General features: G+C 55.3%; 16 protein-coding genes and 2 pseudogenes. 11 read left to right on the top strand and 7 right to left on the bottom strand.

Features of this window, described 5'->3' with window-relative positions; genetic code table 11:
* The coding region (locus ACP7E6_RS23535; RefSeq protein WP_426232134.1) for an integrase core domain-containing protein at positions 1-90 on the top strand (90 nt) is incomplete at its 5' end.
* Between the two features lie 49 nt (positions 91-139).
* On the opposite strand, the pseudogene ACP7E6_RS23530 reads toward ACP7E6_RS23535, so the two are convergent.
* The 3 genes and pseudogenes from ACP7E6_RS23530 to ACP7E6_RS23520 all read right to left on the bottom strand — a co-directional run.
* A pseudogene (locus ACP7E6_RS23530) lies at positions 140-679 on the bottom strand (DUF2270 domain-containing protein); the annotation flags it as partial.
* Between the two features lie 69 nt (positions 680-748).
* Positions 749-1,243: an SLC13 family permease gene (locus ACP7E6_RS23525; protein ID WP_426232122.1), complete on the bottom strand. Its 495-nt coding sequence runs from the start codon at positions 1,241-1,243 to the stop codon at positions 749-751.
* Positions 1,244-1,478: 235 nt separating this feature from the next.
* Positions 1,479-1,688, bottom strand: coding sequence for a hypothetical protein (locus ACP7E6_RS23520; protein ID WP_426232121.1), 210 nt, complete (start codon positions 1,686-1,688; stop codon positions 1,479-1,481).
* Positions 1,689-1,858: 170 nt separating this feature from the next.
* Here ACP7E6_RS23520 and ACP7E6_RS23515 point away from each other — a divergent pair, with 170 nt between their 5' ends.
* Positions 1,859-3,850: an AI-2E family transporter gene (locus ACP7E6_RS23515; RefSeq protein WP_426232133.1), complete on the top strand. Its 1,992-nt coding sequence runs from the start codon at positions 1,859-1,861 to the stop codon at positions 3,848-3,850.
* Between the two features lie 378 nt (positions 3,851-4,228).
* Here ACP7E6_RS23515 and ACP7E6_RS23510 read toward each other — a convergent pair whose 3' ends face one another.
* Entirely contained in the window at positions 4,229-5,410 is a 1,182-nt protein-coding gene (locus ACP7E6_RS23510) for an FAD-dependent monooxygenase (protein WP_426232120.1), read from the bottom strand.
* A 54-nt stretch (positions 5,411-5,464) separates the two neighbouring features.
* On the opposite strand from ACP7E6_RS23510, the gene ACP7E6_RS23505 reads away from it, so the two are divergent.
* Entirely contained in the window at positions 5,465-6,064 is a 600-nt protein-coding gene (locus ACP7E6_RS23505; protein ID WP_426232119.1) for a TetR family transcriptional regulator, read from the top strand.
* Positions 6,065-6,560: 496 nt separating this feature from the next.
* Complete coding sequence (locus tag ACP7E6_RS23500; protein ID WP_426232132.1) at positions 6,561-7,421, top strand: Ku protein; 861 nt, start codon at positions 6,561-6,563, stop codon at positions 7,419-7,421.
* Between the two features lie 12 nt (positions 7,422-7,433).
* Here the strand turns inward: ACP7E6_RS23500 and ACP7E6_RS23495 are convergent, their stop codons facing one another.
* The 3 genes from ACP7E6_RS23495 to ACP7E6_RS23485 form a co-directional block, all read right to left on the bottom strand.
* The gene (locus tag ACP7E6_RS23495) at positions 7,434-8,234 is read right to left on the bottom strand and encodes a Ku protein (protein ID WP_426232118.1); all 801 of its coding nucleotides are present in this window, start codon (positions 8,232-8,234) and stop codon (positions 7,434-7,436) included.
* Positions 8,235-8,745: 511 nt separating this feature from the next.
* Complete coding sequence (locus tag ACP7E6_RS23490) at positions 8,746-8,892, bottom strand: DUF2442 domain-containing protein (protein ID WP_426232117.1); 147 nt, start codon at positions 8,890-8,892, stop codon at positions 8,746-8,748.
* Positions 8,889-9,080 (bottom strand): hypothetical protein, encoded by a 192-nt coding sequence (locus ACP7E6_RS23485; RefSeq protein WP_426232116.1) that lies wholly within the window; start codon positions 9,078-9,080, stop codon positions 8,889-8,891. The genes ACP7E6_RS23490 and ACP7E6_RS23485 overlap by 4 nt, the downstream gene beginning before the upstream one ends.
* An 822-nt stretch (positions 9,081-9,902) precedes the next feature.
* Between ACP7E6_RS23485 and ACP7E6_RS23480 the strand changes: the two are divergent.
* From ACP7E6_RS23480 to ACP7E6_RS23450, 7 genes and pseudogenes are all read left to right on the top strand, one after another.
* Positions 9,903-10,111, top strand: a pseudogene (locus ACP7E6_RS23480) (cold-shock protein).
* Positions 10,112-10,225: 114 nt separating this feature from the next.
* Entirely contained in the window at positions 10,226-10,444 is a 219-nt protein-coding gene (locus ACP7E6_RS23475; protein WP_426232115.1) for a hypothetical protein, read from the top strand.
* Positions 10,445-10,735: 291 nt separating this feature from the next.
* Positions 10,736-11,119, top strand: coding sequence for an HWE histidine kinase domain-containing protein (locus tag ACP7E6_RS23470; RefSeq protein ID WP_426232114.1), 384 nt, complete (start codon positions 10,736-10,738; stop codon positions 11,117-11,119).
* 369 nt (positions 11,120-11,488) lie between these two features.
* The gene (locus ACP7E6_RS23465; protein WP_426232113.1) at positions 11,489-11,794 is read left to right on the top strand and encodes a hypothetical protein; all 306 of its coding nucleotides are present in this window, start codon (positions 11,489-11,491) and stop codon (positions 11,792-11,794) included.
* A 1,164-nt stretch (positions 11,795-12,958) separates the two neighbouring features.
* On the top strand, positions 12,959-13,105 hold the full coding sequence (locus ACP7E6_RS23460) for a hypothetical protein (RefSeq protein ID WP_426232112.1): 147 nt from the start codon (positions 12,959-12,961) through the stop codon (positions 13,103-13,105).
* Positions 13,102-13,236, top strand: a complete 135-nt coding sequence (locus ACP7E6_RS23455) for a hypothetical protein (RefSeq protein WP_426232111.1) — start codon at positions 13,102-13,104, stop codon at positions 13,234-13,236. Before ACP7E6_RS23460 ends, ACP7E6_RS23455 begins: the two co-directional genes overlap by 4 nt.
* Positions 13,237-13,263: 27 nt before the next feature.
* Entirely contained in the window at positions 13,264-13,539 is a 276-nt protein-coding gene (locus tag ACP7E6_RS23450; protein WP_426232110.1) for a hypothetical protein, read from the top strand.
* Positions 13,540-13,561: the final 22 nt, after the last annotated feature.

Raw genomic sequence — 13,561 nt, 5'->3', positions numbered from 1 at the left:
TGGTTCGAGCACTACAACACGCTTCACCCGCACAAGGCTTTGGGATATCGATCCCCGCGTGAGTTCTTAAACCGTCAAACAGAAATCTGATCCTGTCCGGTTTTTATGGGGCAACTCCAGTATCGTCAGGAAGCAATACCGGTGAGGAGATTTTTAAACCCCATGCCAAGATCAATATAAGATACATCCAACAGTAGTTGCGCCGAATGCGCAGAATAAGCGCCTCTCGGTAGCTGATAAGAAAAGTCGGCTTGCGAAGGCTCTGGGCAATTGCGGCCGCCCAATCCGAATTCAGCTCAGCCTGCGGGCTTAGAACCTGTGCAAAGTAGTAACGCTCTAGCTGGCGCACGCGACCCCTGTAAATGTCGAAGAACCGATAGCGCCGAGCTTCGATGATCAAGAGCAATGATACTAGTAGCATACCGAACAGAATGACGCCGTGGTGGGAAGTCGGCGTCGATAGCGAGATCGACAGCAATGCCGCAACAACCGTGATGGCCCAATTTGAGGTCCGGTCCAAGCGATCTCGCCAACCGGTCATGCGACCCATCTCCCCACGGTAGTAGTGGATGACCGCATTTATCTTTTCGGATGAGGTGGTCGGAAGTGGAGGCCCAACCTGATCTCCCAGCGCTTGCCCGGCCAGTGGCTTTTGGTTCAGTCCGATCAGCGGTTCCATATGTACCTCCTCCGATGTCAGTATGGGATTAAAATGTCGGAGCCAACTACGGCCTGCCAACATGCAGTATCATCCTGCTATATCGGCCAAACAAAGCAAGAGCATCGGCACGCTGACAAGCAGGACGATAATTGAAAGAGGGAGGCCCCACGGGGGTAATCCCCGAAGCGATAACCGCTTGGTCCCATAACCGCAGTGTTGCACTGGTGACCGACCGGGGTCGGGAAGTCGTAGCCGGCTCCGATGGCGACAGCCGTCAAGAACGCATCCGGTTGAAAGCCGAGGTTCTCCGCAAGAGGGGGCGGCGATCGGAAGCATGACCAGCACTGTTGCGGCGTTATTCAGGAATGGCGCAACTGCAAGGCGGCAACTAAGATACGTGCAAGAGCCCCATAAGGAGGCAGCATCTCCGCGGTTCGAGAAAGCAAGTTGGGCGATCACATCGGTTGTACCGGTCGTCTTCAGCGCGTCGCTGATCGGGATCAAAGCAGCGAGCATGATGAGCATAGGGGCGTCCAGATGACTGTAGATGTCGCGAAGTGAAACCGATCCAGTCACAAACATGAGGAAGGCTGCTCCGAACAACGCGGTCGCTAGTGGCACACAACCGAAGGCGTCGCAGCAACAAGATTAAGAAACGGAACTATGCCATTACGAACACTTCCAAATTTTAGATGCCCACCGACTGCAAGAATCCCCATCCGCGTAGCAAATCAAGCAATTTTTGCGGGTGTTTCTGCAATACAACGAGATCGCCGTTGCGGATCTTGATCTCGCCTAACGTACCGTAAACCGCTTGTCACGGCGGCTGATCGCCAAGAGATTCAAACCGGTATTCTCCAAGGGCGCGACGTCTTTGGCCACTCAAGGCGATCAACCGCGAGTGCTCGCCAACGACTGCTTCGACAGAACTTGCATTCTTGCCGTCCGGAATTTTTGTTTCGGTGAATTGAGAAATCGACATGGCTCGTGACCGCTCGCACGCTGGAAAGCGAAAAGATGCTTCCAAGTCTTATTCCAGGTGTAATTCGCTGAAAATGATATTGTCCACCCTTGAGAGCGCAACACTGACGGCTTGATTTGCGCGCCATGAACCTCTCTGTTATGCGGCTTTGCAATACGGGTACGCCTATATTTTGGTTGCCGTCTCGATAATGCTCGATGCTGCCGTATCTAAGCATGCATGTGTCAAATAGTCGTGGCATCCAAATCACAAGGAGGCGCCCATTGAGCGCGGAACCATCAAAGGCCATAGATAACCGCAGCGCGGTTCCAGGTCATGGTCCATTGGCAAACACGGCATTATCGGGGCGGATGATCCTCATTCTGGTTGGTGTTGCGGTCACCTTGCGGGTCGGCCAGGAAATATTCGTGCCACTGGCCCTCTCACTTCTCCTGACCTTTACGCTTGCGCCTATCGTTTCATTTCTCAGGAAGCGATACGTGCCGAAAATTGCAGCGGTCATTTTAGCGGTCGCTTCCGCATTCTTTATGATTGCTGCATTCAGTTTCGTCGTGGCCGGACAGGTTTCGAATTTGGCGGAGAATATTCCTACCTATCAGCGCAACATCGTCGACAAAGTGCATGCCCTCAGCCAAGCCGGATCGGGAAATGGAGTACTGGCGCACCTGAGCAAGGTAGTGGAGCGGGTCGGAACCGAGATGCAGAATAGGGCGGCGGAAAATAGAGATCCGTCTACGACCGCCCCGACAAATCCCGAACCCCTACCAGTTGAGATTGTTACGCGTTCCAAGCCAATCGAAACGCTTGTTAATGTCATTCTCCCGCTAATCAGCCCTTTCGCGACTGCCGGCCTCGTCATCGTTTTGGTCATTTTCATGTTGTTGGAACGAGAGGAGCTTCGGGACAGGTTCATCCGCTTGGTCGGTCTGGGCGATCTTCATCGAACAACGGCGGCACTTCAGGATGCAGGCAAGAGAGTAGGAAAGTATCTTTTAATGCAACTGGTAGTAAACGCCCTGTATGCTGTCCCGATTACTATTGGTCTATGGCTGCTTGGTATACCAAACGCTGTCCTGTGGGGACTGTTGACGCTGGTTTTACGATTCGTGCCGTATATCGGCCCGGTGATCGGCATGGTCCTGCCGCTGTTCCTGGCATTGGCGATCTCGCCGGGCTGGTCGCTCGTTGCTTGGGTCGCCGCGCTGTTCATCACGACCGAGCTGATCAGTAACAACGTGATCGAACCATGGCTCTACGGCAGCCATACAGGTCTGTCTCCGCTGGCAATCATCATCTCAGCAATCTTCTGGTCGTGGTTATGGGGTCCCCTTGGTCTGATGCTGTCGACGCCACTGACGGTCTGTCTGGTCGTCCTGGGAAGGTACGTTCCACAGTTCAGCTTTCTCGACGTTCTCCTTGGAAATGAACCTGTCCTCCAGCCTCAGGAGAAACTCTACCAGAGATTGCTTTCTGGTGACCCGAGCGAAGCCACGGACAACGCAGAGGAGTTCCTCGAGAACGAATATCTTGTCGACTATTACGAAAGGGTCGGCCTCCCGGCTTTAATGCTCGGCGAGTTGGATCGCCAGCGAGGAGTCATGACCGAACAGCAGATTGCCTTGGTTGCTTCCAGCACTCAAATACTGATCGGCAATCTCGCCGATATTGCGGAGGAAGAAGAGAACGAAGAAGAGGAAGAAAAGCTGGATGAAGGCAAGCCGGTTGGAGACGGCCTGGAACTTCCCGACGGCAAAGGCCGGTCGATAGTATGCCTCGGTGGAAGAGGCGTCTTGGACGATGCCGCAGCTGGGATGGTGGCACAGGTCTTGGCTGTTCAGGGTGCAGAAGTTGTTTTGGCCGAATACAGCGTGAGTGGTGGGCGCAATCTAAACGCTTTGACAACTAACGGAGTAGATACGGTGCTCGTCACATTTCTCAATGGGAACTCAAAATCGCATGCGCGGCAGATCGTCCGGCGGTTGAAGCGTTCCAAGCCATCCTTGCGGGTCGGGATATTCATGCCGATGGCAGATGGCGAACGGCAAATCCGAATCGAACCTGAGGAGATCAGTGCCGACTTCGTTTCCATCAACCTTACTGAAGCTGCCCGAAGCACTCTCGGTGAATCTGATGCGGTTATGCTAAAAACCGCAGCAAGGAAGTTGGCAAGACCGCGACCACGCAGCGGTCGGACAATCGCCGCCTGACCGACGAATTTCATTTGTTTACCTCAGCGCCCCGGTCACGCCTTGATCATGAGAAATTTGACTACGATACGAGCCGCCATGCATCTTGTGCTGCCGCAAGCAGACGCCCTTAATCAATCAGAGTCAGTTTCTCGACGGAAGCAATTTCGGGAAATGGTTGTCACGCGATAAGGACGAAGATTTATCAATTCAGATCTTTCCAAGAGCATAGACTGCGTCCGTACCTGTCGTGACGGGTTTTCGTGCCGGAACTTCCGACCGTGCAACCTTCCGCCAGGATCGTATATCCACAGCAGCTTTGTTCGCCTTACTACAGACGTCGCCTCGGCGTTACCCTCTCTCTCAGCTAGAACGTGAACCCGCTTGGTTTCGAAGCATCTAGTCGCGTGGAAGAAGGCTGTACCGTGCGCGCCCAAGTCCTGAAAAGCTGAGCGCCAGCCCGCGCTTGAACGGTGGCACATGATCGAGGACGCGCAGTACGAGGTTGCGCAGCCGGCGCAGTGGCACCGAATGGACCGTGGCAATCCGTGTCAGCCGCCCGGCCAATGCCAAGACGTCCGCTGCCGCAGGTCTGCGGATGCGGGCATAATCGTCGAGTAGGGTTTCGGGTTCATGGTCACGTACCACGCGTGTCAGCGCCTCGCCGAGCACGATCGCGTCGACCAGGCCGGTGGTCATACCTTGTCCGCCCGCCGGGCTGTGGACATGCGCGGCATCACCGATCAGCAGGAACGGCCCCTTGCGATAGGTCTCGGCGAGCCGGTGTTGGACACGGAAGCGCGAAGACCAGCCGATATCAGTGACGCGTAGGTTCTTAGCCGGTCCGCGGGCATCAAGCAGCTTTTGGATGTCGTCGATACTGGGCTTTTCTGGCGCATCGTCCAGTGTCGCGACGACGCGGAAGGAACCGCCTGGAAGCGGCGCGACAACCACAAGTCCCGCCGGCGAGAGGAACATCGAGACCTCGCGAGTGCCAAATGGCCAGTCCATCCGTACATCGGCGAGTATGAGGGACTCGCCCGATGTGCTGCCCTCGAAGCCGATCCCGGCCGCCTCGCGGATCACGCTGCGCATTCCATCGGCGGCGACAACGAAGCGCGCGTGGATGCTCTGTTCGCCCGTCTTAGTTTTGACGCGAACGGTTGCGCCGCCCGCTGTGGCCGTTGCGGCGAGCGCGGCGGTGCCGCGATGCACCACACCGCCAAGGTCTTTCAATCGTATTGCAAGCAGTCCTTCGGTAGCCGATTGCGGTATCATCAACAGGTGGCGGAAGTGCGAGGGCAGAGAATCGAAGGTTAGATCGAGCAGCGCCTGGCCGCGGTCACGCACCGTGAAGTGGGAGACTGGCAGCGCCTGTGCCTCCATCATGCTGGCGGCGTCGATCGTCTCCAGCATTTCCAGCGTATGTGCGTGTACGACCGCGGCGCGCGAGGTGTTCCGTGGGCCTTCCAGTGCATCGATCAACAGGTGATCCACGCCGGCCGCCTGCAGTCGGGCGGCAAGGGCGAGGCCGGTCGGACCGGCACCAACGATCAGGACTTGAATATCAACGGGCAGCATTGAACGGCTCCTTTAAATTTGCCAACAAGTGTTGACTAATTTAGCCACTTGATTTTGTCAACATCTGTTGGCAAATTAACTCCCATGACAGTACAACGCGCCACTCCCAAATCGATTCGTACCCGCAAGGCGATTGAAACCGCAGCCAGAGAACTGTTTTGCACCAACGGGTTTGAAAGGACCACGGTCCGCGACATAGGCGCCCGCGCCGGCATCGATCCGTCCATGATCATCCGATATTTCGGCAGCAAGGACGCATTGTTCGCGCAGGTCGCGGAGCCTAATCTTCAATTGCAAGATCTCGACATCATCGACATGGACGGGATCGGCGAGGCACTGGTCCGCCATTTTCTCGCACAATGGGAAGGAGAACAGGCGGGCAGAGGGCTGCCGGTTCTGTTGCGTTCGGCGGCGTCAAACGACGACGCGGCCGGCCGGATTCGCGATATTTTCCAGGAGCAGGTTTTCCCAGTGATCTCTCGCGCAGGTCCGCCCGAAACGGCGCCAGATCGTGCTGGGCTGGTGGCGACCCAACTCCTTGGCCTTGCTTTGGCGCGGTACGTTCTCCGGATCCCGCCTGTGGTTGCCATGTCGTCCGACGTCATCGTCAAGACCATCGGCGAGACGGTACAGCGCTATGCAACCAAGGGATGATCGGGGACATCGAGCGTGTTTCCCTGTGTTTCGAGCTCGCGAAGAAGCTTGGGCGCGATCACGGTGCCAAGCGGGGGACAAGATCACTCGCGGACCGTCCTTCAGATGAGGATAATGCGTCTACGCATCGCCGGCTCCAGCTGTGGCGTTGAAGCCGATTAAGGCCGCTGTCCGTGTCAGGTATTCATACTATGAACGGCCCGGAAATTGATTGCCAGCCCCTTTGCCGGTGGTGTCGGTTGGCGGTCGGCTATTGAGACCGTATAGATTGCAAGGTTGTAGTCTACGCACCTCCGAAATCAATTGAAGCGGTACGACAGAGTAGTTCTGTCGATCGGCACTACGAGCGTGTAGGGGTGAATGGTTTCGTCCAGCTTCAAAATGCGGCACAGTGTTAGTGGAATTTTTGCAAGTGCATTGTCTCATGCAACTGAAGCGCCTCGAAGGAACTAAAGCTGTTGGCGGGCATTTTTCTCTTTTGCAGGGGAGACTACAGATGGCACCACGCTCGAACTGGAAAGGGTTTCTCAAGATCGGTCAGCTTACTTGCGCCGTCTCCCTCTACACTGCAGCTTCGACATCAGAACGAATTGCCTTCCACACCCTGAACCGTAAGACTGGAAACCGCGTCCGTCGTGAGTTCGTTGACAGCGAAACCGGTAAGGTGGTGGAGCGGGATGATCAGGTTAAGGGTTATGAAGATTCCAGCGGGCACTACGTCGTATTCGAGCCTGAAGAGGTCGCCGCAGCGGTCCCAGATGCTGACAAGACGCTCGACGCGGACATGTTCATCGGTTGCGATGAAATCGATGATGTCTACTTCGACAAGCCATACTACCTCTCTCCGTCGGATAAGCAGAGCCTTGAAGTCTACACTTTAATCCGCGACGGGCTCGAAAAAAAGAAGGTGGCCGCCATCGCGGAGACCGTGCTGTTCCGCCGTATTCGCAAGCTTTTGATCAGACCGCATGGAAAAGGGCTGGTCGCATCAACTCTCAATTTTGATTACGAGGTTCGCTCGGCAGAAGAGGCGTTTAGCGACACGCCGCATCTGAAAATCGAAAAGGAACTGCTCGATCTTGCCGACCACATTATTGGTAGCAAGATGGGCAAATTCGATCCCAGTAAGTTTGACGACCGCTATGAAGAAGCGCTTACGGAAGTCGTCAAGGCCAAGCTTGAGGGAAGGGAGATCAAGCCTCGCCCGGCTCCGGAACCCACGAAGGTCGTGAATCTGATGGATGCCTTGCGACAGAGTGCGGGTCTCAAGGCTGAAGCCAAAAAGCCGAGCAAGAAATCAACAAAGAGCGCTGACAGTCAACCAAAGAAAAAGGTTCCGACCCGGAAGGCGAGCTAACGGTTCATGACGTCATCTTTTCTTCTTTGACGCGTCCAAGCTCTTTTTAAGTGCATCCATGATGTTGATGACGTTGCTAGGCCCCAAGCTCTCGGCTTTGGGGGCGGCCTTCGTCTTCGGTTTGCCCTTTTTCTTGGCCGCGATCATATCCAGAATGCGGTCTTGTACCGGATCGTCAACGATGGAAGGGTCCCATGGCGTTGAGCGCGCCTCGATGAACTTTTCCATGAGCTGCATGTAGTCGGATTGGGATTTTTTGGGTCCGATCGCTTTAAAGTATTCCGTCGGGTCACGTACTTCGTCGCCATAACGAAGCGTCCATAGGACGATCCCATTGTCGCGGGGCTGGAGCATCACGGCACGTTCGCGCCGATACATAACAAGGCGAGCTATTCCGAAAACACCCTTGGTTGCCATCGCCTCCCGGATGACAGCGAACGTTTCCTCTCCGACCTTGTCGCTTGGGGTCAGATAATGTGGCGTGTCGTACCAGATCCATTCGATGGAATCTTTTGGGACGAAGGTCTCGATATCTATCGTGCGGGTGCTTTCTAGGGCGACGGCGTCAATCTCATCGTCTTCAAGCATCACGTATTCGTCTTCGTCGCGCTCAAAGCCTTTGACCTCGTCATCTTCATCAACCTCGCGGCCGGTCACGGAATCAACGTAGCGGCTGACGACACGATTCTCCGTGGCTCGGTTCAGGGTGTGAAACCGTACTTTTTCACTCTCGGTGGTCGCTGGGACCATGGAGACCGCGCAGTTCACCAGAGAAAGCTTGAGGTAGCCTTTCCAGAATGATCGAGGTGCCATGCAAGATACTCCGTGGGAATTCTTCGTGAACGGCGTGATGCCGCGTTTGTTCCTCTTTGGGGGCACTTTCGATTTATTGGGAAGGATGCGAGGAAAAGGGAGACAGCCGCATCTGCCTCGGCTCCGGGCGTTGAATAGGTTGGATGAACGACGACGGCTGCGTCATCTGCGATGAATGCCTCATTGCCTGATGTATTTCGCTTGGTCGTCGATGTACTTGCAATGCAACCGTCGTATCCCCCTGGACCTCCACAAATCTTCTGGCTGTCACCTGTTAAAGCAACCTGTGATGGATCGTCTACCAGCTTCGGTAAGGACCATGCTAGAATCGGCGCTGACAACAAGTATCAAAGCAACTGCGCAATGAGTTAGCTACTGCCACCAATGAATTACCCTGCCGGCTGGACCACCTGAAAAGGTGGCCTCAAGGAGGGACTATGCAGCGAAATTCTTCTTTGGGCGACCTCCCTTAAGCCATTAAGTCTCGATGAAGCGGCCTTCGCGCCGGACGTTACCTTCCCACCGGTCGAACCCAATTGGGCTGCATCCACTTCCTGGATCCCAAAATTTTGTCCATCAGAGATGGAACATAGAGATCGGCATCGATATCCGGCCAGTGAAGCCCAAGACCCTTGGCCTCGACAACGACGTTGTTCAATTGCGAAGCGGTGGCACCTTTAAGCCCTTGCAGTTCTCGACGGGAAAACCGACGAAAGATGCGTTGTTAAGCACCACAACGATGGCGTCATGCTCGGCATCGTAGCGGGCCGACGTGGTGTATGGCCCCAACTGCGACTTCATTCCGCTCATGTTGGCCATGTCGAACTCAAGATCAGAAATCTCCATATGCCGCGCCATGCTTCGCATGTACCTTGCGCGCATCGTCCAAACTCCTTGCCATCCTACCGGGTTCTGGTTTTCCGAACCCTCTGTTCTCTCTAATTCTGGCAGCCCATCAGGGCAGTTCATGAAAAAAACCGCGGAGCAGTCGTTGCCAATGAGGTGTACATGAGCAGGCCATGATCGTTGGGATAAACGACCGTTCGGGGTCTTCTTATAATCGCTGACGAATTGCCCTTCTACCGCGACGTTTTCGGTCTCACTGAGATTCCTTGCCCGAACTTCCCAGTAAAGGGTGCTGGCTCGCCTGCGGAAGGCTTCAAGTACACCTTGTCGTTTACCCGGAAGGCACCTTCCGGCGGAGCCCGACTATCGATCGAAACGAATGGCATTTCGCGTTCATCACCTCTGATTTCGATGGGGTGGTGGACAAGCTAAATTCCTTTGGCTTCAGCGCCAACCTCGCCGAGGGCTGTCGCTGTTCGGTTATTCAAAGCCTGCCGCACCTCCTCGCGCGGCAGGCTTTTTCGTTTGCATTTCCGCCAGCACAGGATTGCCTCCCAAGATGAACCGCTGATAGTTTCATGGATCAAGCGAATGCCTCAATGTGCGTTCGAAATGTTCGGCGCATATTGCAGGTGAAACTAAAAGTTGACCTCGTTCGCTATATGGGCTATCAGTGGTTTATCGATCTTTTGCTTGCTGAACTTTGGTTGCCGCGCGATTAGCACCGCGCCTGAACGAACTTCCCTATCAAAATCAATCGCTATCACCATCCGCAAGACACCAGTCCTGCGGTCGCTTAACATTGCTTTGAAAGAGTTCATCATGACCACAGGCCAGTAAAATGGTTCAATTCCACCAAGGGCTTCGGCTTCATCCAGCCTGACAATGGCGGCGCTGACGCGTTCGTTCATATCTCAGCCGTCGAACGCGCCGGAATGCGCGAAATCGTAGAAGGCCAAAAGATCGGCTACGAACTTGAGCGCGACAACAAGTCGGGCAAGATGTCAGCCTGTAATCTCCAGGCTGCTTAATTTGGACTGCTTCCGCTTTGACCACGGATGTACTGGCACTGCGGGAAGCTAGTTTTTTGAAGGCCGGACGTTTGTCCGGCCTTTTCATTTTCAGCCCACTCGATTGGAGGACAGATGTCCGGATATAACCACCGCGAACACGCCGAAGCCGCCTTCGGTCATATTCAGTCCCAATTTTTCGCGCGCGGAAACGCGTTCGAGGAGATTGATTATGTGACGACGGCCCGAGAAGAAAAGACACTCCGCCTACGCGAGGCGCGGCTTGCCAAAGAGGATCAGGATCGCCTGAGCGCCTCCACAAAGCCTGCCTTGAAAACCCGCAAGAGGGCCTGATCATGTCCGAGGATCACAGCTACGATCATTCCGATTGGTCGCCCCGCGAACTTCGCGGTGCGCTCGAGGCGGCGGGAGTGGCTCTTTGGTCCTGGCAGGTGGATACCGATGCACTTCTCATGGACAGTCATGGCTACACGCTTTGGGATGTCACCAAAAAGCAACCTCTGACCTTCGAGCGGCTTTCGGAGAAAATACATCCCGCCCGACCGAGACAGGGTTCGGGCGGCGTTTACGGCGACCAGGGGCGTCATCGGTCCGTACGAGATCGATTTCCGGATCATCGTCGACATGGAAGTCCGCTGGATATCCGCACGGGGACGCGGAAACGACGTTGGCATCAAAGACAGGAAGATGACAGGTATATTTCTGGACGTGACGGGCCGGAAAAACGCCGAGGAAAGGCATGAGCTTCCTGCAGGCGAAATGAGCCATCGGGTGAAGAACCTTTTGGCTATCGCCTCAGGCCTGACGCAGATCACTTCGCGGTCTTCGTCCTCTGTCGAAATCATGACTAGACAGCTTACTGGTCGTCTGACGGCACTCGGGCGCGCTCATGAACTGGTGCGACCGCTGTCAAACGGGCAGGGCAATGCGGCACTGCTCGGCGACATTTATACCGTTTGTTGGCACCATATGACGATGATGGAGCGTTCGCCGGGCGGATCAGGGTAGCGGTGCCTCGACTGGGGGTCGGTGAGACGGCCGCCACGGGGCTTGCGCTGGTTGTCCACGAGCTTGCGACAAACGCCGTAAAATACGGCGCGTTATCGTTGCTCGAAGGAACACTTGACGTATCGGGCACCATTGTCAGTGACAATGTGGAAATCCAGTGGACTAAACGCGGCGGACCCGAAGTGAATAGACCAGACGGTCCTGGCGGCTACGGTAGCAAACTTCTAAAGGTGACCGGCCGGATTGCTACCGCGCTGGCCTACGGGCCGCGGGTAGCTTACAAATCGGGACCTCGGCGAACCGGGCGGTTAAGCCCGACTCTCCAAGAAGTTCACAGTCACCACATTCCCATATGGCGTTCGGAATCCTATGAGCAAACCTATATTCGACACTCTGACTGGCATGTACTTCACGGTCGATGACCCCGATGGAAGTTATGGCACGGGGCAAATTATTCGCCTCGCTGCGGAGGGGGTCTACTTTATCCGCTTTGACGGCAACGAGGTGCCGCTCCCCTTGGAACTAGTGTCAATCGGCGAGATGCTGGAGGCCACCGATGAGGAGTACAAACGTTGGCGGTTCTTCGACACGGTCGAGGAACGAGACAAATGGATCGAGTGGCTGGATGCTCCATCGAAGCCTCGCGTGATTTCTCTCGTGAGGCCGACAAAATGAGGGATCAGTCTCGTTCGCTAGCAGTGAAGGCGCGGGGCTAATGGAACGTAATGAACGCCCACCAAGGCCTACATAAATACCCCGCGTGGAACGCAAGGCTTCGGCAAAGGCAGGCGATGCGTACAGGATGGAACGGTTGGGCATCCCCCAGCCTTCTCAGGCAACGACTGCCTGCCTTCCTGATCTTTGCCCTCTCGGACCCGAAGGCCAGGCGCTCACAAGGACTTCTCGCCACGCTTAACCGACTGGCAGGAAACGCGCATTAACCGGTCTGCGCTGAGTAGGTCTGTTTCGGTTGACCGTATCCTGGTTGATGCGCCCTAATGCCGGCCCAAGAGTTTACGAGGACCGATTTCAGGCAGCCGTCGCCCGATCTGCAATTCATCCGGTGATCATTGCCACCGGACCAGCCAACAGAGGGCTTCTATCCGCCCGCGTCTCTATGGCTGCACTCTGGTTGTGGGACAGACATTGAACCTGCGGCCTTCAGGTTATGAGCCTGACGTAATTAGCGGGCTGCTCTACTCAAGGCGCTCATCGACCGAGACCGAAGTGTAATTGGCCCACACGCTCCGAGATATTTCCTCCATCGTCGCATATTCGGCGTCGTCGTCGTCAAGCAGCGTCAGAAAACCGCTATTCGCCTCAATGTCACCAGGGGTGATGAATCCCCATTCACATTCTTCGCAGTGGCCGTAAATATCTTCTGTCGCCAAGTTGCGAAAGAGAAACAGTCGACCTTGGCGACATGATGGGCAGTTTCCGGCGTGGTACCTGAGCATACTCTTCAGTAGGGCAAAGATAATTCGATATCCACCGCTGAGACCCGTTTGGCTACGCAAAGCGAGGTGTCAGGCCACTCCACTCCGACTTGGCCGCCCCAAAGTGATCGGCGTTTACCATGTTGGTTAAACCGGTGGTAACCGCCACGGGCTGTGATGCTCGCAAACTGCGTTTGGAGGATTCACAAATGCCGTACGGTTGGATGTTCATTGGGGCGCTGGTCGCTTGCGCGCTAAGTCTCCTGGCGATCGAACATGATCCGCCGGACCTGACACCCTCGCCCTCGCTTGTCGTTGTCAAACAAACGCCCTAACCGTGCGACTTTCCAGCGTTTCGGAACTTTCGACGATCAATTGGGTTCCCCCGTGGAGGAGACCCACGATGGATGACGAAATTCTCGCAATCGGGCTGATTAACCTGGTTTTTGGCGTCGTGGCTCTGGCGCTTGGATACCTTTATACGCTTCCCCGAGACCACCTACCCGCAGAAATTTCAGCGCCGCTCGCTTTAGCGATAGGCAATCAATGACCGCGCGAAACGTGTTGTTCTTGATCGTCGCAGCGTTCTTCGCTGTTTCGATTCTGCTGATCTACAATGCCTACTACAAGCCCGTTTCGATGAGCGGCGTAGGCTTGCCAGCTGTCACCGATCAGAACTAAATTCCCTAACCAACGAAGGAGAGAGATGTGAGATATTTTGTCGGCTTTGCGCTGCAGGTGAAAGACCGCCCGCATCCAATTATCGAGACCGATGGCGCAGCTCCCGGCTTTTCTGCCGGTCAACTGGTTCGCGTGGAACAGCTGGGACAAGGCTGGTTTCAAGTTCAGCAGGTCTACACCGAGGTCCTACCTGAACAGATCAACACCACGGTTCTTCTTGGCACCCTTGCGCCTGCCGGCGCTTTATCTGCCGATGAGGCTGTTCCAATATTGGATGCGGATATTTGGAAATCCACGATCTAAATTCTGTGACAGCCGTACCTTG

The organism is Pararhizobium sp. DWP3-4 (assembly GCF_049898205.1).
GTDB lineage: Bacteria > Pseudomonadota > Alphaproteobacteria > Rhizobiales > Rhizobiaceae > Pararhizobium.
The sequence above is the reverse complement of the archived record's forward strand: the minus strand, read 5'-3'. Positions and strand labels throughout refer to the sequence as shown.

Bases quoted from the DNA above. Each gene is read 5' to 3' on its own strand.
- ACP7E6_RS23460 (WP_426232112.1), top strand. From the start codon at position 12,959: ATGGATGACGAAATTCTCGCAATCGGGCTGATTAACCTGGTTTTTGGC.
- ACP7E6_RS23525 (WP_426232122.1), bottom strand. From the start codon at position 1,243: ATGTTTGTGACTGGATCGGTTTCACTTCGCGACATCTACAGTCATCTG.
- ACP7E6_RS23465 (WP_426232113.1), top strand. From the start codon at position 11,489: ATGAGCAAACCTATATTCGACACTCTGACTGGCATGTACTTCACGGTC.
- ACP7E6_RS23455 (WP_426232111.1), top strand. From the start codon at position 13,102: ATGACCGCGCGAAACGTGTTGTTCTTGATCGTCGCAGCGTTCTTCGCT.
- ACP7E6_RS23510 (WP_426232120.1), bottom strand. From the start codon at position 5,410: ATGCTGCCCGTTGATATTCAAGTCCTGATCGTTGGTGCCGGTCCGACC.
- ACP7E6_RS23500 (WP_426232132.1), top strand. From the start codon at position 6,561: ATGGCACCACGCTCGAACTGGAAAGGGTTTCTCAAGATCGGTCAGCTT.
- ACP7E6_RS23470 (WP_426232114.1), top strand. From the start codon at position 10,736: ATGGAAGTCCGCTGGATATCCGCACGGGGACGCGGAAACGACGTTGGC.
- ACP7E6_RS23515 (WP_426232133.1), top strand. From the start codon at position 1,859: ATGCATGTGTCAAATAGTCGTGGCATCCAAATCACAAGGAGGCGCCCA.
- ACP7E6_RS23495 (WP_426232118.1), bottom strand. From the start codon at position 8,234: ATGGCACCTCGATCATTCTGGAAAGGCTACCTCAAGCTTTCTCTGGTG.
- ACP7E6_RS23485 (WP_426232116.1), bottom strand. From the start codon at position 9,080: ATGGAGATTTCTGATCTTGAGTTCGACATGGCCAACATGAGCGGAATG.
- ACP7E6_RS23475 (WP_426232115.1), top strand. From the start codon at position 10,226: ATGTCCGGATATAACCACCGCGAACACGCCGAAGCCGCCTTCGGTCAT.